22 protein-coding genes and 1 pseudogene are annotated in these 23,320 nt (G+C 69.5%); 9 read left to right on the top strand and 14 right to left on the bottom strand.

What is annotated here, in order from left to right:
• The first annotated feature begins 102 nt into the window (after nt 1-102).
• Nucleotides 103-306 carry a cold-shock protein gene (locus DKT69_RS08305; protein WP_091456013.1) on the top strand — a complete coding sequence of 68 codons (204 nt, stop codon included), beginning with the start codon at nt 103-105 and terminating at the stop codon, nt 304-306.
• 541 nt (nt 307-847) lie between these two features.
• Nucleotides 848-970: pseudogene (locus DKT69_RS08295) on the top strand (transposase); the annotation flags it as partial.
• Here the strand turns inward: DKT69_RS08295 and DKT69_RS37660 are convergent.
• The 5 genes from DKT69_RS37660 to DKT69_RS08265 all read right to left on the bottom strand — a co-directional run bounded on the left by DKT69_RS37660 (nt 969) and on the right by DKT69_RS08265 (nt 7,451).
• Entirely contained in the window at nt 969-1,979 is a 1,011-nt protein-coding gene (locus DKT69_RS37660; protein WP_146231003.1) for a DUF2336 domain-containing protein, read from the bottom strand. The pseudogene DKT69_RS08295 and the gene DKT69_RS37660 sit on opposite strands and share 2 nt — an antisense overlap.
• Before the next feature lie 273 nt (nt 1,980-2,252).
• The gene (locus tag DKT69_RS08285) at nt 2,253-3,938 is read right to left on the bottom strand and encodes an ABC transporter ATP-binding protein (protein WP_201749541.1); all 1,686 of its coding nucleotides are present in this window, start codon (nt 3,936-3,938) and stop codon (nt 2,253-2,255) included.
• 41 nt (nt 3,939-3,979) lie between these two features.
• A complete protein-coding gene (locus DKT69_RS08280) occupies nt 3,980-5,776 on the bottom strand; it encodes an ABC transporter ATP-binding protein (protein ID WP_236647402.1) in 1,797 nt (598 codons plus the stop codon).
• Between the two features lie 479 nt (nt 5,777-6,255).
• Complete coding sequence (locus DKT69_RS08275) at nt 6,256-6,474, bottom strand: winged helix-turn-helix domain-containing protein (RefSeq protein ID WP_109800994.1); 219 nt, start codon at nt 6,472-6,474, stop codon at nt 6,256-6,258.
• 602 nt (nt 6,475-7,076) lie between these two features.
• On the bottom strand, nt 7,077-7,451 hold the full coding sequence (locus DKT69_RS08265) for a hypothetical protein (protein WP_146231002.1): 375 nt from the start codon (nt 7,449-7,451) through the stop codon (nt 7,077-7,079).
• Nucleotides 7,452-7,908: 457 nt separating this feature from the next.
• Between DKT69_RS08265 and DKT69_RS37655 the strand changes: the two genes are divergently transcribed.
• Nucleotides 7,909-8,205, top strand: coding sequence for a hypothetical protein (locus tag DKT69_RS37655; protein ID WP_146231001.1), 297 nt, complete (start codon nt 7,909-7,911; stop codon nt 8,203-8,205).
• A complete protein-coding gene (locus DKT69_RS38880; RefSeq protein ID WP_109800990.1) occupies nt 8,202-8,627 on the top strand; it encodes a DUF6069 family protein in 426 nt (141 codons plus the stop codon). The genes DKT69_RS37655 and DKT69_RS38880 overlap by 4 nt, the downstream gene beginning before the upstream one ends.
• Before the next feature lie 48 nt (nt 8,628-8,675).
• Here the strand turns inward: DKT69_RS38880 and DKT69_RS08250 are convergent, their stop codons facing one another.
• A complete protein-coding gene (locus tag DKT69_RS08250) occupies nt 8,676-9,128 on the bottom strand; it encodes a MerR family transcriptional regulator (protein WP_109800989.1) in 453 nt (150 codons plus the stop codon).
• Nucleotides 9,128-10,627, bottom strand: coding sequence for a SulP family inorganic anion transporter (locus DKT69_RS08245; protein ID WP_109800988.1), 1,500 nt, complete (start codon nt 10,625-10,627; stop codon nt 9,128-9,130). The genes DKT69_RS08250 and DKT69_RS08245 overlap by 1 nt, the downstream gene beginning before the upstream one ends.
• Before the next feature lie 928 nt (nt 10,628-11,555).
• Between DKT69_RS08245 and DKT69_RS08240 the strand changes: the two genes are divergently transcribed.
• Entirely contained in the window at nt 11,556-11,879 is a 324-nt protein-coding gene (locus DKT69_RS08240) for a helix-turn-helix domain-containing protein (protein ID WP_109800987.1), read from the top strand.
• A gap of 180 nt (nt 11,880-12,059) precedes the next feature.
• Here the strand turns inward: DKT69_RS08240 and DKT69_RS38200 are convergent, their stop codons facing one another.
• On the bottom strand, nt 12,060-12,470 hold the full coding sequence (locus DKT69_RS38200; protein WP_161557785.1) for an ATP-binding protein: 411 nt from the start codon (nt 12,468-12,470) through the stop codon (nt 12,060-12,062).
• A 209-nt stretch (nt 12,471-12,679) separates the two neighbouring features.
• On the opposite strand from DKT69_RS38200, the gene DKT69_RS08230 reads away from it, so the two are divergent.
• On the top strand, nt 12,680-13,045 hold the full coding sequence (locus DKT69_RS08230) for an STAS domain-containing protein (RefSeq protein WP_109800986.1): 366 nt from the start codon (nt 12,680-12,682) through the stop codon (nt 13,043-13,045).
• Here the strand turns inward: DKT69_RS08230 and DKT69_RS08225 are convergent, their stop codons facing one another.
• Entirely contained in the window at nt 13,046-14,302 is a 1,257-nt protein-coding gene (locus DKT69_RS08225) for a PP2C family protein-serine/threonine phosphatase (RefSeq protein ID WP_236647400.1), read from the bottom strand. It abuts the gene before it with no gap.
• A 608-nt stretch (nt 14,303-14,910) separates the two neighbouring features.
• Between DKT69_RS08225 and DKT69_RS08220 the strand changes: the two genes are divergently transcribed.
• Nucleotides 14,911-16,101, top strand: coding sequence for an IS110 family RNA-guided transposase (locus DKT69_RS08220; RefSeq protein ID WP_109800984.1), 1,191 nt, complete (start codon nt 14,911-14,913; stop codon nt 16,099-16,101).
• 730 nt (nt 16,102-16,831) lie between these two features.
• On the opposite strand, the gene DKT69_RS08215 is transcribed toward DKT69_RS08220, so the two are convergent.
• From DKT69_RS08215 to DKT69_RS08195, 5 genes are all read right to left on the bottom strand, one after another.
• Nucleotides 16,832-18,256: an MFS transporter gene (locus tag DKT69_RS08215; protein WP_109800983.1), complete on the bottom strand. Its 1,425-nt coding sequence runs from the start codon at nt 18,254-18,256 to the stop codon at nt 16,832-16,834.
• A 153-nt stretch (nt 18,257-18,409) separates the two neighbouring features.
• Nucleotides 18,410-18,763 carry an ArsR/SmtB family transcription factor gene (locus tag DKT69_RS08210; RefSeq protein ID WP_109800982.1) on the bottom strand — a complete coding sequence of 118 codons (354 nt, stop codon included), beginning with the start codon at nt 18,761-18,763 and terminating at the stop codon, nt 18,410-18,412.
• Nucleotides 18,760-19,206, bottom strand: a complete 447-nt coding sequence (locus tag DKT69_RS08205) for an SRPBCC domain-containing protein (RefSeq protein WP_109800981.1) — start codon at nt 19,204-19,206, stop codon at nt 18,760-18,762. Before DKT69_RS08205 ends, DKT69_RS08210 begins: the two co-directional genes overlap by 4 nt.
• A 340-nt stretch (nt 19,207-19,546) precedes the next feature.
• The gene (locus DKT69_RS08200) at nt 19,547-20,329 is read right to left on the bottom strand and encodes an MFS transporter (RefSeq protein ID WP_161557784.1); all 783 of its coding nucleotides are present in this window, start codon (nt 20,327-20,329) and stop codon (nt 19,547-19,549) included.
• A gap of 156 nt (nt 20,330-20,485) precedes the next feature.
• Nucleotides 20,486-21,490: a sigma-70 family RNA polymerase sigma factor gene (locus DKT69_RS08195; RefSeq protein WP_236647399.1), complete on the bottom strand. Its 1,005-nt coding sequence runs from the start codon at nt 21,488-21,490 to the stop codon at nt 20,486-20,488.
• Nucleotides 21,491-21,607: 117 nt separating this feature from the next.
• Here DKT69_RS08195 and DKT69_RS08190 point away from each other — a divergent pair, with 117 nt between their 5' ends.
• Both DKT69_RS08190 and DKT69_RS08185 read left to right on the top strand, forming a co-directional pair.
• On the top strand, nt 21,608-22,351 hold the full coding sequence (locus DKT69_RS08190) for an SDR family NAD(P)-dependent oxidoreductase (protein ID WP_236647398.1): 744 nt from the start codon (nt 21,608-21,610) through the stop codon (nt 22,349-22,351).
• On the top strand, nt 22,348-23,031 hold the full coding sequence (locus tag DKT69_RS08185; RefSeq protein WP_109800977.1) for an SDR family oxidoreductase: 684 nt from the start codon (nt 22,348-22,350) through the stop codon (nt 23,029-23,031). The genes DKT69_RS08190 and DKT69_RS08185 overlap by 4 nt, the downstream gene beginning before the upstream one ends.
• The last annotated feature ends 289 nt before the right edge of the window (nt 23,032-23,320 follow it).

Raw genomic sequence — 23,320 nt, 5'->3', positions numbered from 1 at the left:
CTAACCCGCCAGGCGCTTTTTGTCCTGCCGGTTCTTCCGGACCGGCAGCGGCGGCAACCGAGGGCCCGTACGTGGCTCCATCCGCTACTCAAAGGAGAAGACATGGCACTCGGCACAGTCAAGTGGTTCAACGCGGACAAGGGCTTCGGCTTCATCGCACAGGATGGTGGCGGCGCTGACGTCTTCGCCCACTTCTCGGCCATCTCATCGAGCGGGTTCCGCAGCCTGGAAGAGAACCAGCGGGTCGAGTTCGACGTCGAGCAGGGCCAGAAGGGCCTTCAGGCCGCGAACATCCGTCTGGTCTGACGTTGACTCCGCCAAGCCGTGGGCGACGAGGCCTCGCCCGTCGCCACGGCGGTGGCTGAGACCACGGACCGGCGAATGCCGGTCCGTTTCGACACCGCGGTCCTTCCCGGCCTCAAACCGCTGGTGTTGCAAGCGCTGTCCGCCCCCGAGTACGCGGCCGGGACCGCCGGCATCGACCGGCGTCCGGCTGGCCCCGGTGCCGCTGGTGCCGGAGGTGCGACTGGTCACGGCCGAGGACGCGATCGTCCTCTGGGCGCGACTCGAAGCCGAGGCGGGCCATGTCCTCCCGCCGCCATTCTGGGCGTCGGCCTGGACCGGCGGGCAGGGTCTCGCGCATACCTGCTTGACGGCGACGTTGACGGTGTGGATGTGGCGTTGGCCGGTGACGCGCTCTACCACCCGTCTGTGGCGGCGCCGTACCGCCTGAGCGCCCCCTAGCTTGATCTTCAACCTGTGCGTCGCGGGCCCGCAGCCATGCTGGCGTCATCCGGGTGATCGAGCACCCTCACCTGAACCGTGACTCAACCACGGGCCTTGACGGGGTCGTCTGCGGAAATGGACGAGACGGCAGTTGATCGACGGAACCCGGTGGCGGACCAGGGTAGGTTCGCCGTGGCGGGACGTGCCCGCCCGGTATGGGCCGTGGCAGAGATGCCGCGGCCTTAGCGTGCGGCGCCGCCCGGTCGACCTGGGTCGGTCCCGGAGGGCCGGTGACCGACGCGTGGAGCCCGTATCACTGGGGAGTTGCCAGACGCCGGGCGGAAACCCCGCGCCGCGCCGGCAACCGTATCGTCGGGGTCGCGCTCGAGGGCCCGCCGGATGTGCGGCGGGATGACCTCGGATGTTGCCATCGCCAGTCGGACCTGCACCGAACGGTCGTCAACCAGGCGTTCCAGATCCGCCTCGTCCAGCTGGACCGCGCGGACCAGCGCGGCACGGACGTCGACTACGGGGTCCTGGGCAAGCGTGCTGCGCTGCTCGGCGGTGGTCCGCGGGTTGCGGGCGACCCCCTTGCGTACCCGTGCGGTGCGATCGGCCATCAGGGCGGTGATCACGTCGGGGTCGTGGGTGTGGGTGGCGAGTCGTTCCCGTACCTCGGGTGAGACGTCGTCGATCAGCCTGGCGGCCAGATCGGGCTCCAACTCCCGCATCTCCGCGAGGAGGCCACGAAGCTCCTTGTCGGGTGCCTCTGACATCACCCGGCGAACCGACTCGTCGCAAGCCGGGTTGCCGGCGACCGCCCAGCGGACCCACCGGTCGGCGTCTTTGACGAGACGCAAGAGATTGGCGACCGAGGTCGAAGGGTTTCTTGCCACGGCCTCCCGGACCTGACGATCAGGGTCCCGGGTCAGCGGTCGCAGTGCCTGCGCGGGTGCGTCGGTCCGGGCCGCGACCGCCTTACGGACCACAGCCGACGGGTCGGACGCTAAGTCGATGAGGGTCATCTGTGGCGTTGCGGGGTCCTGCGCGACGGCGAGCCGCGCGTCGACGCTCCCACCGATCGCACGGTGGGCGGTGGTACCTGACCCGCTGTGACGATCAGGCCCGCCGACGTCCTGCTGCTTCCCCATGGGCGCAATGATGTCACGGACTGACTGGGGCAGCGCGAGCCTGACCAGCGCGTTGACGATGGTCGAAGCGTTACTTCGCGGCGGCGCCCTTCGGTACGTCAACAGTGACTTAGCTTGATCTTCAACCTGTGGCGGCTGGTTGGTGACCCCGGCTGATCATGGGAACCGCCGCACGTCGAAGCCAGTTAGCTTCTACCCACCCTGCGGGACGCAACCCGCCCGCGTAGCTATCGGACGTCGCTGTCGCGCGTGCCGAGCTGTTGCCGCTGCTCAGTGCGGGCGTCAGGGAAGACTGCACAACGGACAGCTACCTGCAGGAAATCGGGCGAGCAGGGCGCGACGGCGAGCCGGCCCGGGCGTTGCTGCACGGACCTCTCAGCTGTGCCAGGAGCGCCAGAGGGAGGCGTAGGCCCCGTCGGCGCGGACGAGTTCGTCGTGGCTGCCGAGTTCGGTGATCCGGCCGTCCTCCATCACGGCGACCCGGTCGGCGTCGTGCGCGGTGTTGAGCCGGTGCGCGATCGCGATGACGGTCCGGCCGGTGAGCACGGCCGCCAGCGCGCGCTCGGTACGTCGGGCGGTGGTCGGATCGAGCGCGGCGGTCGCCTCGTCGAGGATCAGCGTGTGCGGGTCGGCGAGCACCAGCCGGGCCAGCGCGAGCTGCTGCGCATCGGCCGCCCCGAGTTGCCTGGCCCCGTCGCCGAGTTCCGTGTCGAGGCCGTCGGGCAGCTCGGCGTACCAGTCGGCGCCGACGGCGACCAGCGCGGCTCGCATCTGGTCGTCGGACGCGTCCGGCGCGGCGAAGGCGAGGTTGTCGCGCACCGAGCCGATGAATACGTGGTGTTCCTGGGTGACCAGGGCGATCCGGCGGCGGCGCTCGGCGGGATCCAGGTCGGTGACCGGGCAGCCGCCGATGCTGACCACGCCGTGTCGCGGCGCGTCGATCCCGGCCAGCAGCCGGGCCAGGGTGGACTTCCCGGCGCCCGACGGGCCGACGACGGCCAGCCGCTCGCCGGGCCGTACCTCCAGGTCGATGCCGTGCAGGACGTCGTGGCCGTCGGTGTACGAGAATCGGGCGCCGCGCACGACGAGCCGCTCCCCTGGTGGCGCGGACGCCTTGCCGGGCGGCTCCGGTGGCACCTGGCCGACGCCGAGCACGCGAGCGAATGACGCGAAGCCGCGCTGCGCCTGTTCGGTCCACTGCAGGATTCGGTCCAACGGCTCGATCGCCTGCTGGAGATAGAGCGCGGCGGCGACCACTTCACCGAGCGAGACCATCCCCTTGGACAGGAAGAATCCGCCGACCAGCAGCACTGCGGCGATCGGCAACGGATAGCTGGCCTCCACCACGGTGTAGAACACGGTCCGCAGCGCGAGCGTCGCCCGTCGGGTGGTCCACACCCGGGCGATGCGCTCGGTGCCATGGACGATCCGGTCGTCGGTGAGGCGCAGCGCCTCCACGGTGCGCGCGCCCTCGGCGGTGGTGGTCAGCGTCTCGGTCAGCTCCGCGGTGGCGGCGCCCTCGGCGAGGTAGGCGGAGCTGGCCCGTCGCAGGTACCAGCGGCTCGCCGCCCAGATCGGCGGCAGCCCGGCCAGCGCGACCAGGCCGAGCATCGGGTGCAGCAGGAAGATCGCCCCGAACAGCAGCGTCAGCTGCGCCGATGCGATGACGATGGTGGGCACGACGTCGCGGACGGTGGTCCCGACGGTTGACACGTCGACGGAGCTGCGGGTGGCGAGGTCCCCGGAGCCGGCCCGCTCGACGACGGAGACGGGCAGGCCGAGCGTCTTGCGGATGAACTCCTCGCGTAGCCGCGCAACCGCCCGCTCCCCGAACCGGTGACCGGCGTACTGGGCGTACCGGGAGAGCAGCGCCTGCACCAGAACGCATCCGCCGATCGCCACCGCCAAGCGGTCCACGGTGGCGACGCGCGCGCCGGCGGCAACCTGGTCGACGATTGTGCCGAGCAGCCACGGCGCGGCGAGTCCGGCGATCGCGGCGGCACCGTGCAGCACCAGCACGACCAGGACCGCGCGCCGGTCCCGGCCGACGAGGTCCAGCATCTCCCGTCGGACGGCGGCGCGGTCCGCTACTGGCAGCCGGCTCACCGCAACGCCCCCTCGGGCCCGGTGAAGTCTTCGGAGTCGAGGGCGTCGCTGCCCCGGGCCACCAATTGCCGGTAGCCCCGGTCCTGTTCGAGCAGTTCGGCGTGCGTGCCGGTGGCGACGATCCGACCCTCACTCAGATGCGCGACCGTGTCGGCGTGCCCGAGCAGCAACGGTGACGTAGCGAGCACGATGGTGGTCCGCCCAGCCCGCGCAGCGCGCAGCCGCTCGGCGATCCGCGCCTCCGTGTGCGCGTCCACCGCCGACGTCGGGTCGATGAGGATCAGCACCTCAGGTTCGGCGAGCAGCGCCCGGGCCAGCCGTACCCGTTGGCGCTGGCCGCCGGAGAGTGTGCGGGCCCGGGTGTCGATCGGGGTGCCGAGCCCGACCGGCAGCGCGTCGGCGACGTCCTCCGCCGACGCGATACGCAGGGCCGCCGTGACCCGGTGGTCAGCGCCTCCCTCCCGGGCGAGGGTGCCGCCGTTCCCCGCCCGGCCGTCGGCGCTCGCCTCCCGGGCACGCAGGATGTCCCGTAGGGTCCCGGCGAAGAGGTAGGAGTCGTGGTCGGCGACCAGGATCCGGGCGCGTACCTGGTCGAGTGCGATCCCGGTCAGCGGCACGCCGCCCCAGGTCACGTCGCTGACGACATAGCGTCCGAGCCGGTCGGCCAGGGCGATGGCCTCGGCCGGGTCGTCGGCGGCGACGCCGACCAGCCGACCGTCGCCCACGGTCAGTCCGCAAGCAGGGTCGTACAGGTCCGCGGGCCGTACCGGCGCGGACCTGGCTAGCGGCCGGCGGGCACCGGGTACGTTTCCCAGCCCGCCCACGTCCTGCGGGGTCGGGCCGCCGACGTGGTCCGGGGTCAGGTTGAGCAGGGCGATGATGCGGCGGGCGGCGACCCGGCCCCGGATCACCCCGTAGCTGCCCTCCAGCAGGAACCAGACCGGCACGATGAGCGTCGCCACGTATCCGTAGACGGCGACCATCTGCCCGACCGTGATGTCGCCAGCGACCGCCATCCGGGCCGCGAGCCACACCACGGCCGCGAGGAACAGCCCCGGTATGGCGACCGTCAACGCGTCGATCCAGCTGTAGACGGCACCGACCCGGTAGCCCTCGGCGAGCAGGTCCTGGGAGCGGGCGGCGTACCGGCGGGCGAACAGGCCGCGGCCGCCGACCCCGGCCAGCACCCGCAGCCCGGCCACGATGTCGCCGGCCCGGGTGGTGAGGACGCCCTGCTGGTGCCGGTATACGGACTCCGCCCGTTCGAGGCGGCGCAGCAGCGGTCCGATGATCAGCGCGATCGCCGGCACGCCCAGCAGCACGCACAGCGCCAGCAACGGGGAGACCGACCACAGCACGACGGCGATGACCGCGTACGCGATGACAGCGCCGACGCCCGGGCCGGTCATCGTCAGCACCTGCGACGTGTAGCCGATGTCGGAGCCGCCGACCGTGGCGACCTCCCCCGCGGCGAGCCGGCGCGGCAGCACCGCGCCGATCCGGGACAACTGGCGCAGCAGGACCGCTGCGGAGCGGGCTGTAGCGTCCTCTCGGACGAAGGTCATCGTGCGGTGCCGCATGATGCCCAGGTACGACAGCCCCGCCCCCGCGACGACGATTGCCGCGACCCAGAGCAGCAGGGCTCGGGGGTCGTGCGCGCGCAGTCCGTCGTCGACGGCGCGGGAGACCAGGTACGGCCGGACCGACAGCCCGATCATCCACGCCGTGCCGACCACGGTGCCGCGCAGCACCCGCCAGGGTTGGCAGCGAACCAGCCACCAGACGTACCGCATCGGCCCCCTCGTGTCCGGGACACCGGGCTCGGGATGCGGAATCTGTGGGGGCACCCGCCAAAACTACCGAGCGGGCTGGTGACGTACCCACCCAATATCCCCCGGTTCGGTCGTGCGTCATCCCGGCGCGGCCGCGCTGCTAGTGAAGCTGCGGTTGGCCAGGAACCGCAGGCGCTCCTCGCAGCTGAGCGGGTTGCCGTCGGAGCGTTCGCGGTCGGGCCGCTCCCGTGACCCATGGCTTCGTGGTACGCAACTCTTCCCAACACTCAGCTGACGCCTACCGCATCACTCGCTTCGTGCGGAAACCCGCGGTACGGGGTGGCCGGCGGCGGCTTGCTGTTCGCCCACCGCTACGCCGCCCGCTCCCAGGACCTGCGCCGACACGTCCTGGGGGCGACGGCGCGGGTGAGGTCGCATTAATGCGGATTATGTGAGCACCTGGCGTCCACGAATGAGCAGGTGATGAGCGGGCGGCCGGGTCAGTCCCTCTTGCTGACGTACACACCTCGACCCGGCTGGCCGTAAACCAGGCCCCGCGCCTTGAGCTGGATCATGACGAATCGGATGACGGTCTCGCTGACCTCGTACTGCTCGCAGAGCTGACGGGTGCTGGGCAAGCGGTCCCCGGGCTTCAACACGCCCGACTCAATCTGCCGCGTGATGTCGTCGGCAATCTGTTGATACAGCGGCTGAGCCATCGGTCGCCCTCCCTGCATCAAGAGAACACGCAGGGGGATTTCGGAGGCGACACGGGGTATCGTCGGTATACCCAGAGTACTAGGTAACGTAGGTTGCAGGAGGGGACTCCGATGGTCCGGTACGAGGAGTACGTGATAGCCGCTGCCCTCACCCTGGCCCGCCGGCACCGGCCGGTGTGGTCGTGGCGAAGATGGAGGCGGATCTGCCGCTGCGGGACCGACCTGCCCTGCCGGGCGACGCACCGCCTGCCGATCAACCGGGGGCACTGGCCGGGTGAGGACCGATGACCACGCACGGACCGGTGCTGCCGACCTGGACCTGCGGCGGGTGTGGCGCCCCTTGGCCCTGCCGTACTCGTCGAAAAGAGTTGCTCGCCGAGTACGCCGGCGCTCCGGTGTCCTTGAGCATCTACATGAGCTCGCACCTGGTGGCCGCAACGCAGGACATGAGCTGGGCGCCGTCGGGCACCCTCCACCGCAGGTTCCTCGGATGGCTTAGGTGACCACCCTCGCCCCGGTAACGTGGTCGTCATCGGCCGGGAGTGCTTGGTGAAGTTCGCGGGAGAACCGGCGGTGTCGAGTCTCAGAACCTCCGTGACAGATCAGTCTCGGGACATGGGTGACACATCCGGCTCGACGCCCTCGGAACTTTGGTGGGTGAGACTGGGGTCGTGCAGGGACAGGATTCGTGGTGGACGTCGCTGTCCTCGCAGGTGCGCGATCGGATCGACGAGCAACTTCGCCAGCGGCGGCTGATACATGCCCTCATGCTGTTGCGCTCGGACGGCGGCCTTGATCCTCAGCCGAGTCTGTACGAAGCCCAGGACATGATGGCTGAGCGCTTGGCGTGGCTCCGCGCAGAGGGCTTGGATGAACCGGAAGAGCCGCCGGTCGAGGTGCCGCACCTGGTCGAGACAGTCACGGCGATTACGGATCCAGTCGTTGCCGTGGAAGCTCTGTGGGATGGAGACACCCAAGGCTGGTTTGTGAGGCTGTACGCGATTGTGCGACGGCCAAGCAGCCACCACCCCTGCTTCGACGAGCAGCCGCTGGCAGGGTTTTCGCCACGGCAGCGATCTCCGCTTGTTCAGAGGCGAGGTTCCGCCATGGCCGGAAGCCGCGGAAGCTATCGAGAAAGGCCAGGCGATAGCAGGCAGCATCGGCGTGCCGTTTTACTTCGCCAGCCCGGACGCCCCCGATGACGGGTTGCCGCGCTGGTGGGACTCGCAGGCTGATCCACAGATCTAGCCAGAGGTCGGGTGCAGGCACGTCCGCACGGGCATCGAGCTGCCCGACCGAGCCGGCGACGGCGTGATACCGCTCTTCGAAGTCACTCCACCAATGCTGCGCGGAGGTCACCCAGGTCCTGATAGCGATCTGTCACGCAGGTCCTGAGACCGGACAACACCTCACCAGAATGTCTAGTCCCACCACATGGCGGTGATCGGCGCTGTGCACGCCAGTGGCCGCCGAGGTGAGCGGCGCGAGCCGGCTGATCGCAGTGCGACCGGCGATCGGACAACAGCGACTGAGCGCACCCGCGAAGCGGTGATCCGACTGCTGGAGCCCGACCGGGCCGCGCTGCGACTGCCCGTCGAACAGCTCGCCGTCATCTTCCTCGGCATTCTCATGGGCCGGCGAGGAGCGACCGGCGGCGCCGAAACCCCGATCGAAACGCTGGTCGACGTGTTTCTCCACGGCGTGGTCGATACTGCGGCAGCTGCGGGATGAACCGCGTCCGCCGAATTCGGGGCGTGATCGGGGCCGTTGGCGTAGCCGCCGCCCTCTGGACGGTTGCCGTCCCGCTGCTGGGGCACCGGCTCGCCGTTACCGGCGGGCCGCCCAGGAGGGAGCCGTTGGAGATCGGCCTTGCTCCTGTCGTGATTGTCGCGCTGGCCGCCGCCCTGGCTGGCTGGGCGCTGCTCGCACTCCTGGAGCGGCTGCTGCCCCGGTCCGCCCGGCTCGTCTGGACGATCACCGCGGTCGGGGTACTACTGGTGTCTCTGGCGCCGCTGCTGGCTCCCGGCATGGATGCCGCGACCCGGATCATTCTCGGCGCCCTGCACGTCGCGGTCGCAACGGTGCTGATCCCGGTCATGACCCGCTCCGCCGCCGGCTCCGCCCTCACTACGGTCGCCGACGACGACCGATGACCCTGAACCACGCCACCGCAGTTCAGGGGTAGTCGGCAGCGGCGGTGCTCAGCCCGCCGGGCTGCCGTGGTGGTTGAGTTTGTCGCGGAGGGTGTCGGCGAAGCCTTCGGCCATGGCGAGTTGGTCGCGTAGGGCGGTCACGCGGGTGGTGGCGGCGGTGTGGAACATGTCGAGCCGGTCGAGCAGCGCTGCCCGCTCGGCTCCGGTGGCGGTGTCGAGGGCGTCAACGACGGTGAGCAGGTCGCGCATCTCGTCGAGGCTGAACCCGAGGGGTTTCATCCGCTTGACCACGGCGAGGCGCTCGAGGTCGGGCTCGGTGTAGAGGCGGAAGCCGCCCTCGCTACGCGCGGAGGGCACGATCAGGCCGACTTCCTCGTAGTGGCGAATGGTCCGGATGCTCAGCCCGACCCGTTCGGCTGCCTCGCCGATCTGCATCAGGCGGCCCGTGGCCGGGCCGGAGGCGTGCTGCTCCGGCCCGGTGTCCCGGCTGGCGGCGGCCATCAGTGACCGACGCCGAGCTGCCCGGCGAGGGTGTCGTGGATACGGGCGCTGGGCTTGTTCAACTCGACGATCTCCACGGCCTTGCCCCGAGCTGCGTACTTCGTGGTGATGGCGTCCAGCGCCGCGACCGAGGAGGCGTCCCACACGTGGGCGTGGGTCATGTCGATGACCACGTGCCCGGGATCACCCGCGTAGTCGAACTGGCCGACGAGGTCGTTGCTGGAGGCGAAGAACAGCTCACCGTGCACGGAGTAGATCCGGGTGGTGCCGTCGGGGTCGAGCACGCTGGTCACCTCGACCAGGTGAGCGACCCGCCGGGCGAAGATCACCATGGCGGTGAGCACACCGACAACAACGCCGATGGCCAGGTTGTGGGTGGCCAGAGTGGTGACGACGGTGGCGAGCATGACGATCGTCTCGCCGTAGGGCATCCGCTTGAGCGTCTTCGGCGCGACGGAGTGCCAGTCGAACGTCGACACCGCCACGATGATCATGACGGCGACCAGGGCGGCCATCGGGATCACCGCGACCACGTCGCCGAGCGCGACGACCAGGATCAGCAGGAACACGCCGGCCAGGAACGTCGACAGGCGGGTGCGGGCGCCGGACGCCTTCACGTTGATCATTGTCTGGCCGATCATGGCGCAGCCGCCCATGCCGCCGAAGAATCCGGTGACGATGTTGGCCACGCCCTGGCCCCAGGACTCGCGGGTCTTGCTGGAGGGGGTGTCGGTGATGTCGTCGACCAGCTTCGCGGTCATCAGCGATTCCATCAGCCCGACCAGTGCGATGCCCAGGGCGTAGGGGGCGATCAGGGTGAGGGTGTCCATGGTCCAGGGGATCTGCGGCAGCCCGAGGGTGGGCAGGCTGTCCGGCAGCGCGCCCTCGTCGCCGACTGTCGGCACCGCCATGTGCGCGGCCACCGTGACCACGGTCAGCACCACGATGGCCACCAGCGGCGCCGGGACGGCCCGGGTGAGGCGGGGCAGCCCGACCATGATCGCCAGGGCGACGGCGGCGAGCGGGTAGACCAGCCACGGCACACCGAGCAGGTGCGGCACCTGCGCGGCGAAGATCAGGATCGCCAGGGCGTTGACGAAACCGACCATGACACTGCGCGGGATGAACCGCATCAGCTTCGCCACCCCGAGCATCGCCAGCACAATCTGGATGGCGCCGCCGAGGATCACCGCCGCGATCAGGTAGTCCAGGCCATGCTCCTTCGCCAGCGGCGCCACCACCAGGGCGATCGCTCCGGTCGCGGCGGAGATCATCGCCGGCCGGCCACCGCAGACCGCGATCGTGACGGCCATGGTGAACGAGGCGAACAGCCCTACCCTCGGGTCGACCCCCGCCAGGATCGAGAAGGAGATCGCCTCCGGGATCAACGCCAGGGCGACGACCAGGCCGGCGAGGACCTCGGTGCGGAACACCTTCGGCGACAGCCAGGACGGACGGGACAGGCGCGGCCGGACGACCGCGGACAGCACAGAAGACATACAGCCATTTCCACTCAGGCGCCCCTGGGGCGCGCACAGTTCCCGCCCCGGATCGGGACAGCGCGGCTACTCACAGATCGGCGGCAGCCGAGTTGACCGGCCCCGGGGTGTCATCGCCTCGGACGCGATTCGTCCGCCCCCAGACGGCCATCCGGCTTCGCCTCGATGACCGACACCGAACCTACCCTCTCGTCAGGGGAGAATTCGTCGGGAGTGCTGATCGCCACCATGCCGCTCTGGGCTTCGGGGGATTCCCGGCGGGCGAGAGAGCCGTCACCGCCATGCCGAGCGTCGATCGGGAGAGCGGTTGCGACAACTCGCGTAGAGACTCAGCAGGTCAGCCATTCTGATGGGCGGCGACCAGTAAATCTAGGCTGGGAAGACTAGACATCCTCTGCGGTGTGGCATACTCTTCTTCGAGTTGAGAGTGAAGATCCGTCAAGACGCAGACGGGCTGTCCGGCCGTGAGGTCACGACGGGCGGCGAGGAGCGGAACATGATCCATCGTTCCCTCTACGGAAGGCAGTAGGAGCACAGCCCGGCGTGTGCGAGCCGGGGTGCAGGTGGGGCCAAGGTTCTTTTGGGGCTCCAGCTGTTGTTCGCCGTACGTGTGGGGGCCAGGAAGTCGCGTGGGGCTCCGGCACCGGTGGACCGTACGTCAGCAAGGGAAAGAAGTAGCAGAGGAAAGGGAGGGCCGTACACCGTTGGATCGCCCGCCGTCGGCCGTCATGTCAGGCCGGGCGGACACCGCAGTTTCCATCGAACGAGAGGTGGTCTCCGGTCACGCTTATGCGATCCTCGCACCCGAAGCCGTCAGTTACGGCTGGTGCGGATATGACAAGCCGACGTTCTTGTCGGTAGATGGTGTTCTGACCCGTAACCCTGGGCCCCGGCGCGTAAGCGCCGGGGCCCTCGACGTGGAGGTGACATGGGGCAGAACCCCGATGACATGTTCGGCGATGAGAACTACCCGGCCTACACGATCGGCCAGGCCGCGGAGATGCTCGGCACCACGCAGGACTTCCTGCGCCGCCTGGACGAGGCGAGACTGATCAACCCGCACCGCTCTACCGGCGGGCACCGCCGCTACTCCCGCTACCAGCTTCGCCTGGCCGCCCGGGCCCGGGAGATGGTCGACCAGGGCACCGCCCTGGAGGCCGCCTGCCGGATCATCATCCTCGAGGACCAACTCGAGGAAGCCCTCCGGCAGAACCAGAACCAGCAGCATGGGACGCGGCACACTGACGGGTGAGGTCGTCGGCGGGCGGTGAGCCGGCTGGCTCGCCAGCGCGAACCACCTCGGCCCTGCCGGCCGTACTCCTGCTCGTCGCACCTCTTCCCATGTCGGCCGCCAACCGCGAGACGCCCCATCGAAGGCCGGCCACCTGGCTCGGGCTCGGCGGATGGCGAGGGCGCACGGTGCGGCAGCCGGTTACCGGATCGGTGCTGTTCGTGCGTCGGTGAGGTGTTTGGTGATGCGGAGCAGTACCTGGTTCGGTGGCCCGGCGACGAAGGCGGCGGTGTCGGCGAGCGCTGCGATCAGGGGCAGTCCACGCCCGCCGACGGTGAGCGGGGCGGGGAGTTCGGCGTCGAGGCCAGCGCCGTTGGGGGTGCTGCCGCGGTTGCCGACCTCGAGGAGGCAGACGTCGTCGTCGATGACGATGGTGATGTCGACGACGCTGTCGGCATCGGCGTGCAGCACCGCGTTGGCGCACGCCTCGCTGATCAGCACGGCGAGGTGGCCACGGGAGTCCTCGGCGACATCGGTGAGGCTCAGCAGGGTGGTGAGGACGTGGCGGGCGCGGGTCACCGACGACGGTTGCCGCGGGAGTGACAGGGTCATGCTCACCCGCACTGCACAGCTCCTCCCCGGCCCATACCTGACCGTCGGACTACCGCCCTGAGGCGCGATGCTCCGGTGGTGATCAGCCCTACCCCGGTTCTGCTGAGGCGAAACGGTCAGGGTGCCGGCGCGACGTACGCAGGCCGACGGCGGTTCACCCGTCGGCAGAATATGGTAAGCGGGGATCATCGGGGCGTGGGGAGGTTGCTGTGGAACTGCTGCTGTCGGTCCGGCCGGGCCGGGGTTGCACCGTGCTCGAGGCGCGCGGCGAGCTGGACATGGCGACATCCCCCCAGCTGCGCGAGGGCCTGCAACGGTTGGTCGACGCCGGTGACCATCACGTGGTGGTGGACCTGGCCGGGGTGGGATTCATGGACTCCAGCGGACTGGGCGCGCTGGTCGTGATGTTCAAGGCGCTGCGGGACGTCGGCGGTCGGTTGAGCCTCGCCGCGGTGCAGCCCGCCGTGCACAGCGTCCTGACGGTCACGTCGGTGGATCGAGTGATCCATGTTTATGACAGTGTGCAGGCGGCTGAAGCCGATGTGCCGTCCACCGACCACGCGCCAGGCCAGTAGTCAGTCGGGCAGCGCGGTGCTGGCACGCTCCTGGGCGGCGCCGGCGCTGGTACGCCGGTCCTCGCGGTGCCCGCCGTGCCAGTCGAGGATGAACAGGGTGGCGTCATCGGCCAGAGTCGGTCCGCTGACCTCGAGGACGGCGTCGGCCAACGCCCGGGCAGCCTCGCGTGGATGCAGACCGGTGATCGACCGCAACATGGTCGGTAGATCCAGGTTGGCGGCGTTGCGCTCCCGCATGCCATCGGTGACCACCACCAGGCGGTCGCCCGGCCGCAGCTCGATCTCGCCAGCGCGGTGTCCGGCGTCGGCGAACATACCCAGGGGGAAGTTGGGCGGTAGTGGCAGCGCCCGGGTGTTCCCGTCGCGTACCAGCATCGGCGGGACGTGCCCGGCGTTGAGCAGCGCGCACACGCCGGTGCGCAGGTCGAGACGGCCGAGGACCGCGGTGATGTAACTGCCGGGCACGGTGGCGTGGTCGGCCACGTCGGCATTCGCGGCTTCGGCCTGCTCCACCAGACCGACCCCGCGGCGGCGGCTGTTGCGCAGGCTGCCCACGCCCAGGGTGGCCGTCAACGCGCTGGCCACCCCGTGGCCCATCGCGTCGGTGACGCTGAAGTGCAGCACGTCGCGGGCGAGGCTGTAGTCAAAGGTGTCCCCGCCGATGCTGGCGGCGGGTTCCAGCCAGCCGGACAGGGTGAACGCGCTGGCCTCACACGTGAACGAGGCGGGCAGCAGGCGGCGCTGGATCTCCCCGGACAGGGTGAACGGGGTGGTGCGTTGCCCCCACTCGAAAAGGTCGGTGTACCGCCGGTTGGCGATCACCACGAACGCCAACACGTGCGCCGTACGGGTTATCTCCTGCAGCGCCCGCGGGTCCGGCTCGTCCGGCAGGATCATCTCGAGCAGGCCGATGGCCTCACCGCGGTCGGTCACCGGCGCCAACACCGTCCACCTGTCAGGCTGCGTGACAACCTGCACCGTCTGGGTGCGTAGCGCCTGCTCGGCGGGGCCGCCGTCGAACGGCATCACCGTGGCGACCTCGTCACCGCCCCGGCGTCCCGCACCGGTTCCGCCGAGCGGCACGTGGGTCAACCGGACCAGCGCCCGGCCGCTGAGGTCCGCGATCAAGAACGCGACGGTACGTGCCCCCAGCGCCGCACCGAGTTCCCGGGTGACCGCCTCGACCGCGTCGACGGGGGAGGCGTTCTCCGCCGCATCCAACATCTGCGCCATGATCCGCCCTCGACTGCTTTCCACTGCCCGAGCCTACGAGACCCGGCTGGTCATCGCCGAGCACGAGGATCGTCATCACAGCGTCGACAGCCCAAACCAGGTTTCACATTCAGGGCCTGGAGTGCGGGCAACCCCGGTCGCTGATCCACAGCCCAACAGACCCGAGGATCCGTCCGCACGTGTCGGCGTTTCACGCCCAGCCGATTGGGCGAGACCTCGGTTCCGGGCTCTCGCACATCGTGTCCGAGGTGCCCGTCGGCGACGGCGGCAGGCTGGCGTTGCCACTCCTGCGCGGCTGGGGTGGGGTATGGCTCTGTGTGCTCCGCCGTGGCTGTGGCTGACACTCGAGGTGCCACCCACCCCCGCCTCGCGGGCGGGCTGGTTGAACGGGCGCGGCCCGGTAGCCGTAAACCCTGGTGCCCAGGAATCGGCGGGTGTGGCTGCGTGTGTTTCGCCGAGATTGGTTGGCTGACGGTAGGAGATGCCACCCGCCGCTTCGTCGTCTGTGAATCCGGTAGACCGCTGATGGAGACCCGCGACCCCCGATCGCATCGCTAGAAGGTGCCGGCAAACCCGAACCCGCAGACGAGGGCCCGACCAAGAGAACCGACCAACGAAGGAGAGGCGAGACGGTGGCGAAGCTGTGGATCGGCGTGGACATCGGCAAGACCCACCATCACGTCGCCGCCGTCGACGGCGACGGCCGATTGGTCTACTCCCGCCGGGTGGCCAACGACGAGTCCGCCCTGCTTACCGTCATGGCCGAGGTCTCCGCCGTCGGACGGCCGGTCTGTTGGGCCGTGGACGTCACTACCGGGCTGTCCGCGCTGCTGCTGACCTTGCTGTGGCGGCGGCAGGTTCAGGTCCGCTATGTCTCCGGCACGGTCGCGTTCCACATGGCCGCCGCATTCGCCGGAGAGAACAAGATCGACGCCCGCGACGCTCTGGTCATCGCCCACACCATCCGCATGCACCCCGACATCCCAATCCTGGAACCCTCCGACCGACTCCTCGCCGAACTCACCGTCCTCACCGGCTACCGCGCCGACCTCGTCGGCCAGCGCGTCGCCACCCTGTTCCGTTTGCAGGAACTGCTCACCGGGATCAGCCCCGCGCTGGAGCGGGCCGTGGACCTGAACCGGAAGGGCCGGATGATGGTCCTCGCGTGCTGGCAGACCCCTGCCGCGATCCGGCACGCCGGCGTCGACCGGATCGCCGCCCTGCTCCGGCGCGGCCACGTCAAGAACGCCGCCCAGGTCGCCGAGGCGATGGTCGCCGCCGCCCGGCAGCAGACCGTCACCCTGCCAGGACAACGCGCCGCGGCCGTGGTGGTCGGGCAGATGGCCACCGAGATCCTCGCCATCGAACAAGGCATCGCCGCCGTCGACGACCTCATCGCCGACCAACTCGACCAACACCCCCTCGCGCCGATCATCGGGAGTCTGCCGGGCATGGGAAGCCTGCTCACCGCCGAACTGCTCGTCCACACCGCCGGCATGACCGAATACGACAGCCCGGCCAAACTCGCCGCCCACGCCGGCCTGGCGCCCATTTCTCGTGACTCCGGGGCTGTCTCCGGGAACCATAGGCAGCCCCGTCGGTATCACCGGAGCCTGCGACACATCCTGTGGATGGCCGCATTCACCGCCGTCCGAGAATGCCCCACATCCCGCGCGTACTACGAGAAGAAACGTGCTGAAGGTAAACACCATCGGCAAGCCATGCTCGCTCTCGCCCGACGACGCGTAGACGTCCTATGGGCCCTCGTTCGTGACCGCAAGGCCTTTACCCGGCCAGCAACGGCGGTTCTCGCCGCAGCCTGAATCAGCCCGCTCCCCGCCGACGCGACGCCGGTCCCGCCGGCCGAGCCGCCTTGCCCATCAAGATCAGCCGGAGTCACATGGAGACTCCTAAACCGGAGCTCGTCGATCGACTGCAGCGGTGTGACCAGCTGAACCCAATCTTCTGTACCCGCGGTTGCCATCGCAATGGCGCCGACTCTGCTCGGTCGGTCGTGTGCCGGGGGTTGCCCAGCGCACCGATAGACCGTGGTCATGTCTGCCTTCGCGCCAGCGGTCGCCCTGCTTCTCGCACCACTCCCGCACTGAGTCGCGAAACCGGTCGCAGAGTCGATCTACGGACCGGTCCGCATGTTCGCTGGTACCGATTCCCTGTGGCTGCGGGTGGATAAGCCCCTTTCCGGCGCCTCGGAGCGGCGGGCCATCCCGTGAGCTCCGCCTGCAAACACCTTGGTGATGAAGGGCCCGGACCTTCCGGGGGTCTTCCTGTTGGGGTGCATCGGCTTACGCGGCCAGCCGGGCCGGCCACCGGCGCCGCCCGTGGTCCAGTGCCGCGCGCCGACCAGGTAGAGCGAAGGCCGCGACCGTGAACTGCGGCACGATGAGCAGCGCGCTCGCGCCCTGGACAAGCCAGAGACCCCGGGTTCGGTACGGCGACCCGCCCCGCCCGCCCGCATCGGCGCCCCTCGGCGGATAGCACGCGTCATCAGATCAGGTGTCTCACATCAGCCTGATGGACAGAGAGGGCACCGGCTCAGTCCGAACATGCGGCCAGTTCATTGTCGGCTTCCTTCGACACCGGTATGGCCGCCGCTGCCGTGCGGCGCTCGCCGTGCGGACGCAACCCGAACCAGATGAGGACCACGCTGACGAGCGTCACGGCCACGTTGACGCTCAGCGCGAGGTGGATACCGGTCAGCTGCACGCTCTGCGTCGCGGCGACGGAGCTCAGGATCGGGATGCCGATGGTGATGGCCACCTGCTGGGTCATCGAGGTCAGGCCGGTGGCCAGGCCCTGCTCCTCGTTCGGCAGACCCGAGGTCGCGGTCACCGTGTACGCCACGATGGAGGTTACGTGCCCGAAGAACCCGATGAAAAGCGCAGGGATCAGGACCGTGAGTGCCATCCGGTCGGCGCCGAGAAACACCAGCGGGAGTGTCGCCAGGCTCTGCACGGACAGGCCCACGGCGAGGATCTTGCGGCTGCCGAAGCGCCCGATGAAGCGTCCGGCGATCACCCCGGCGGCCACGGCTGCCAGGCCTGGGACGCCGAAGATCAGGCCGGTGGTCAGCGGGGAGAAGCCCAGGACCTTCTGGAGGTAGAGGGTCATCAGGAAGATCATGGCGGTCTCCATGGTGAAGACCACGAGCCCCGCGTAGTTACCCCACTTCACCGTGGGCCGCTTGAGGATGCGCACCGGGGCGAGCGGTGCCGGCGAGCGCTGCTCGATCATCCAGAACGCGGCCAGTAGCAGCACGCCGACGACGGCCGAGGGGATGTGCTTCTCGATGACCGCGTAGGTCACGGCCAGCAGACCGCCGGTCACGGTCGCCGCTCCAGGCAGGTCCAGCTTCACCCGGTCGGGCAAGCTGCTCTCGCTGATCAGGAGGGGGGTGAGGAGCAGGATGACCACGGCGACCGGGACGTTGATGAAGAACGCGGCCCGCCAGCTCAGCAGGCTGACGAGGGTGCCGCCGACCAGCGCGCCGACGGTGAAGCCGCCGGAGAGCAGCGCGCCGTTGAGGCCGAGGACGCGGTCGCGCGTCGCGCCTTCCATGAACGTGCTGGTGAGCAGCGACAACGCCGCTGGGGTCGCCATCGCGGTGGCGAAGCCCTGCAGCACCCGGGCGGTCAGGAGCATCTCGGGGTTGGATGCGAAGCCGCCGAACAACGAGGCCCCGGTCAGCAGGACCATACCGGACAGGAACAGCCTGCGGCGGCCGAACAGGTCCGCCAACCGGCCGAACAGCAGGGCGAAGCCGGCTGCGGGCAGCGCGTATGCGGCGGTGACCCAGGGGAGCCCGGTCAATGCCAACCCGACGCCGGCGCCGACCTGCGGCAGCGCGACGTTCAGGATCGAGAAGTCGACGGACAGCATGAACCCGGCACCGAGCAGGACGAGCAGGATCAACCGCTGCCTGCTGCTGAAATGTGGAGGCGAGGTTGTGTCGGTAGTCATGCGTCCAGCACGAAGGCGTGTTCCGATCTGATCGGTCATTGTTTCTCTCCGTCTTTGTCGTTACAAACAGCTTGGCGTGGCCCGCGTCACCGCTGACGTCTCACCTCACGCAGGCACCGTGGACAGGGAAAATCGAGAACCGTAACTGGAGTACTACTGCGAATCACGCTCCGCTGCCTCAGCGACGCGCTTGATGTTCGCCAACCGCCGATCCCAGTCGACCGCGAGCGCGGCCATCCACCGCGCCGTCGCGTCCAGCGCCGCGGGCCGCACCGAGTACCGCACCTCGCGTCCGACCCGGCGGCCGGAAACCAGCCCGGCGGCGTCCAAGACGGCGAGGTGCTTGACCACCGCCTGCCGCGAGACGGGAAGTCGTTCGGCGAGCGTCGTCGCGGTGACCTCGCCCTGTGCAGCGAGCAGATCAAGCAGCTGACGTCGCGTCGGGTCGGCCAGCGCGACGAGGACGCTGTCGACCGCCTCGACGGCGCCGCGAGGTTCGTCCGTCACACGGATGACTGTTCGGCGCGCGTCTTGAGCGCGTCGAGCTCCTGGGGCCAGCCGCCGGTGTTGTCCTTCACCGCCTGGCGGCGCAGCTCCTCGGACCCGGCCAGCGCCGCGAACCCGCTCTCGACGACGCGGAGCCGCGTCTTGTCGCCTTCCGGCGTCAACGTGAACTCCACAAGGGTGCTGTTGTCCGCGCGCAGCTCTTCTCCGGGGAACGCGCTGGCCCAGCGATACGCCACATACGTCGGCGGCTCGACCTTCTCCACGCGCACCGGGAAGTCGCCGTACTCGGCGTTTTTCGCCACCATCGACTCGCCTTCTTTGGCCACGGTGCCGGGCAGGCTCGCCTTGTCGGCCACCCAGAACCCGGGTTCGGTCACCAGCGACCAGACCCGCTCCAGGGGTGCCGCGATCAGGGTTTCGCGCTCGATCCGATCCTCGCTCAAGAGGGGGCTCCTTCAGTGTCGCGCCATTAGGTGCAACCTCATGGTTGCACGTCAACCCTCCAGGTGCAACCATGGAGTTGCACTTCGATCGAGCGCCGCGTCACACGGCCGCACGCCTGGACGGAGTCCAAGACCCGCGTGACGGCCTGGGCACTCGTGTCGGGCGGGTCGTAGCGAACGGCAAGGGTGTGGGCGTGGGCGCGCGGCAGCGGTGCGCCGCGACAGCCCTGGTGGGTGGTACCCCGCACCAGCGCGGTGAGGCTCGCCGCGTACGGACCGGGGCAGGACCATGCATGGCTCAGCGCTGCCCCAATGCTTGTGACGTGGAGCCCGGCGCCGTTCATGTGTCGGTGTCTGCCCCGATGGTCGAAGCTGTGGTGATGTGTTCGGCGGGTACCTTGACGGCGGCTTGAGGGCGCCGGAGCAGGTAGCCCGTCAGCCCGGCCGCCAAGGCGATCGCCGCGAGGACGACCCAGGCGCGCTGGAACGCTGTGAGTTGCCCTGCTGCCGTGTGTGGAGTGCCCGTGACGGCGACAAGGACAGCGACGCCGACGGTAAGACCGATCTGCCGGACCATGTTGACGACGCCGGAGCCGGCGGCGAAACGTTGCGGGGGTAGTGACGATGCGGCGGCGCCGAGCAGCGTGGGCATCGCCAGGCCGACCCCGACGCCGGTGAGGGACATGCCGGCGAGCATCCCGGTGACGTAGTTGGGCCGCAGACCTATCGCTGCTGCCCACCATGCGACGCCGACGGCGAACGCAGTGGAGCCGGCAACGACCGGGCCGGGACCGAAGCGTGGGATCAGCCTGCCGGCCACAGCCGACCAGATCGGCACCAGCGCCGGGCCGGGGAGGATGGCCAGGCCGCTCTGCAACGCCGACCAGTGCCAGATGTTTTGGACCCACAGCACGCTGGAGAGCAGCATTCCCCCGAGCGCTGCGCCGAACAGGAACGTAGCCAGCGACGCGACCGCAAAGCTGCGGCTGCCCAGCAGGCCGATCTCGATGACCGGGCTCGGATGCCGCGATGACCGGGCCAGGAACACCGCAACCAGGATGGCCGATGCCGCCAGCAATCCGACGACGCGACCCGACGACCAGCCCCAGCCGTCATCGAGCACCCGTTCTTCCGCTTCTACCGCGCCAGCTGACAATCCGCCCCCAACCGCTTGGTCAGGATGTTGGGCGTGATGCCCAGCTGTGCTGCAATCCGTGAAGCGTGTCGTCGTAGGGCAGGCGCAGGCCGGGGGGCCGGGGCGGGCCCGGGCCGGATGCTATTAGCGCAGGGTTCGTGGCAGCCCGAACAGCGGGAGCAGGCTGTTGTCGCCGAAGCGGGTGATGGCAGAGATCCGGTCGCCCTCCAGGGTGAGCACCACCAGCCCGTAGGCGTGCGCGATCGGGCTGCGGGGATCCTGGAGGTAGCAGCCGAACGCGGGCTGGCCGTTCGCGTGCGTGGGCACCAGCCGGACCGCCTGACCGCCCCACCAGTTGCGGGTCAGGTAGAACCGGGCGATAGCCGCGTGTCCCTGGTACTCGAGCGGCTCGGGCGGCATCGTCAGCCACGCGTCATCGGTCAGCAGCGCGACGAGCCGGTCGACGTCGGAGCTCTCGAACGCGTCCACGAATCGCCCGACGAGCTCACGCTCACGCGGCGAACGCGGTAGCGGCGCCCGGTCCCGGTCGTGTGCGGGAAGCTGGCCGTCCAGGGCCGCACGGGCCCGCTGTAGGGCGCTGTTCACCGAGGCCTCGCTGCTGTCGAGCAGGTCGGCCACCTCGGCTGCGCGGAAGCCTAGAACGTCGCGCAGCACCAGCACCGCACGCTGGCGCGGCGGCAGCCGTTGGAGCCCGGCGACAAACGCCAGCGCCAGCGCCTCCCTGCTCTCGTAGCGGGCTTCCGGCCCGGGGGAGGCGTCCGGCAGGTCCTCCAGCAGGGCGTCCGGGTAGGGCTCGAACCAGGTCGGCTCGGATCGGCGGGTGGGCTCGGGCGCCACGAGCGGGGTGCCGGACGGCGGCTGCGGCCGGCGGCCGGTGTCGCGCAGCACGTTCAGGCAGCGATTCGTCGCGATGCGGTACAGCCAGGCGCGCATGGAGGCTCGCTCCTCGAATCCCTCAAGCCCGCGCCAGGCCGCCAGAAGGGTCTCCTGCACCATGTCCTCCGCGTCCTGCACGGAGCCGAGGATCCGGTAGCAGTGCAGCTGGATCTCCCGCCGGTAGGGCTCGGTGAGCTCCCGGAACGCTTCCCCGTCCCCCGCCCGGGCGCGGACCAGGGCCGACTCGGTCACCACAACATCCTCGCATCGCCTCGTTCTTCCGCTCCTGCTGCAGGTAAGGACACCATCCGGGCCCGAAAGTCATCGGCGAGTTCCTCCGGCCGTTCGTGTCTCAACAACCGACCATCCGTGAGCAAAGAGGAGATCGTCATTATGGTGAGCATCGCCGACAAGGCGGTTCTGATTACCGGAAGCAATCGCGGTATCGGGCGGGCACTGGTCGAGGAGGCCTTGCGCAGAGGCGCGAAGCGGGTGTACGCCGGTGCGCGCGAGCCGCTGGCACACCCTGACGGGCGCGTCACGCCCCTGACCCTGGACGTGACCAACGCGGTGCAGACGCAGCAGGCCGTCGAGCAGGTCGAATCGCTCGATGTCCTCGTCAACAACGCCGGCCTGGCGCTGTACGACGACCTGAACGACCGTTCCGCACTCGAACGGCACCTCGCCGTCAACCTGTTCGGCACATACGACGTGACCCAGGCCTTCCTGCCGTTGCTGACCCGCTCCGGGGGAGCCATCGTCAACAACCTGTCGCTCAACGCCTTCGCCCCCTTGCCGCTCATCCCGGCCTACTCGATGTCGAAAGCGGCCGCGTTCTCCCTGACCCAGTCACTGCGCGTCCTGCTGGCCGCACGAGGCGTGACGGTCCATGCCGTCCTGACCGGCCCCGTGGACACCGACATGACCCGAGGCCTCGACATTCCGAAAGCCGCTCCAGAGTCCGTCGCCCGCGCCATCTTCGACGGCGTGGACAACGACGAGGAGGAGATCTTCCCCGATCCCATGTCGGAGTCCATGGCCGAGAGCTGGCGCGGCGGCGCGGCGAAGACGCTGGAGCGCCAGTATGCGGCGCTCGTAGCGGCAGCGCGATGAGCGTCCAGAGAGCCCTCGTCATTGGCGCCGGCAGCGGTGTCGGCCAGGCCACCGCCGGCGTCCTCACCGCCGCCGGAGCCCATGTTCTGGCCGCCGGCCGCAACCGGGACGCCACCGATCCCGCGCAGGTCGCCGCCCTCCTCGCCGAGGCCGACCCCGACCTCGTCGTCGTCGCCGCGGGCACGCGCCCGCGGATGGCCTCGATCGAGCAGCAGAGCTGGGAGTCGTTCTCGATGCCATGGAACGTCGACGTCAAGATCGCCTTCGAGGTCGGCCGCGCCGCGCTGGCCCGGCCGCTGCGTCCGAACTCGACCGTGCTGATCGTGTCGAGCGGCGCCGGCCTCGACGGCTCGCCGCTGTCGGGCGGCTACGCGGGCGCCAAGCGGATGCAGATGTTCCTGGCCGGCTACCTCCAGCGCGCCGCCCACGACCGCAAGCTCGGGATCCGGTTCGTCGCCCTGGCCCCGCGCCAGTTCCTGGTCGGCACCGCGATTGGGGAGGCCGCGGCCGCCGCCTACGGCGCCGAGGCCGGCCTGACGGCCGACGCGCTCATGAAGCGCTTCCCGGCACCGCTCGACCCCGCCGACGTCGCCCACGCCATCCTCGCGATCGCCTCCGGAGAAGAGCACCGTGAAGCAACACTGCTGGGCTTGACCGGGAAGGGGCTGGAGATCATCTGACCACACCGTCCCCTCGGGTGAGATCGCCGGCGGCGACCGGTACTGCACGCTCCTGATGACGGCCGGCCGGAGAATCTAGGCTGGAACGACTAGACATCTTCGGTGGCGTGGAATAGTCTTCTTCGAGTCGAGGGTAAAGATCCGTCAAGACGCAGACGGGCCGTCCGGCCGTGAGGTCACGACGGGCGGCGAGGAGCGGGAACGATCTTCACGGTTCCCCCCGAGAGGCAGTAGGAGCACGTCAGTCCCGACGTGATATGCGCCGGGGTGCAGGTGGGGCCAAGGCTTT

Origin of the sequence: Micromonospora sicca (assembly GCF_003172935.1) — a bacterium.
GTDB lineage: Bacteria > Actinomycetota > Actinomycetes > Mycobacteriales > Micromonosporaceae > Micromonospora > Micromonospora sicca.
This window is presented reverse-complemented; position numbering and strand designations above follow the sequence as displayed.

What these genes read in the sequence shown, in the direction of transcription:
- DKT69_RS37655 (WP_146231001.1), top strand. Translation starts at nt 7,909, where the DNA reads ATGGCGGTGATCGGCGCTGTGCACGCCAGTGGCCGCCGAGGTGAGCGG.
- DKT69_RS08245 (WP_109800988.1), bottom strand. Translation starts at nt 10,627, where the DNA reads ATGTCTTCTGTGCTGTCCGCGGTCGTCCGGCCGCGCCTGTCCCGTCCG.
- DKT69_RS08250 (WP_109800989.1), bottom strand. Translation starts at nt 9,128, where the DNA reads ATGGCCGCCGCCAGCCGGGACACCGGGCCGGAGCAGCACGCCTCCGGC.
- DKT69_RS08275 (WP_109800994.1), bottom strand. Translation starts at nt 6,474, where the DNA reads ATGGCTCAGCCGCTGTATCAACAGATTGCCGACGACATCACGCGGCAG.
- DKT69_RS08215 (WP_109800983.1), bottom strand. Translation starts at nt 18,256, where the DNA reads ATGACTACCGACACAACCTCGCCTCCACATTTCAGCAGCAGGCAGCGG.
- DKT69_RS38200 (WP_161557785.1), bottom strand. Translation starts at nt 12,470, where the DNA reads ATGACCCTGTCACTCCCGCGGCAACCGTCGTCGGTGACCCGCGCCCGC.
- DKT69_RS08285 (WP_201749541.1), bottom strand. Translation starts at nt 3,938, where the DNA reads ATGCTGGACCTCGTCGGCCGGGACCGGCGCGCGGTCCTGGTCGTGCTG.
- DKT69_RS08305 (WP_091456013.1), top strand. Translation starts at nt 103, where the DNA reads ATGGCACTCGGCACAGTCAAGTGGTTCAACGCGGACAAGGGCTTCGGC.
- DKT69_RS08280 (WP_236647402.1), bottom strand. Translation starts at nt 5,776, where the DNA reads ATGCGGTACGTCTGGTGGCTGGTTCGCTGCCAACCCTGGCGGGTGCTG.
- DKT69_RS38880 (WP_109800990.1), top strand. Translation starts at nt 8,202, where the DNA reads ATGAACCGCGTCCGCCGAATTCGGGGCGTGATCGGGGCCGTTGGCGTA.
- DKT69_RS08240 (WP_109800987.1), top strand. Translation starts at nt 11,556, where the DNA reads ATGGGGCAGAACCCCGATGACATGTTCGGCGATGAGAACTACCCGGCC.
- DKT69_RS08185 (WP_109800977.1), top strand. Translation starts at nt 22,348, where the DNA reads ATGAGCGTCCAGAGAGCCCTCGTCATTGGCGCCGGCAGCGGTGTCGGC.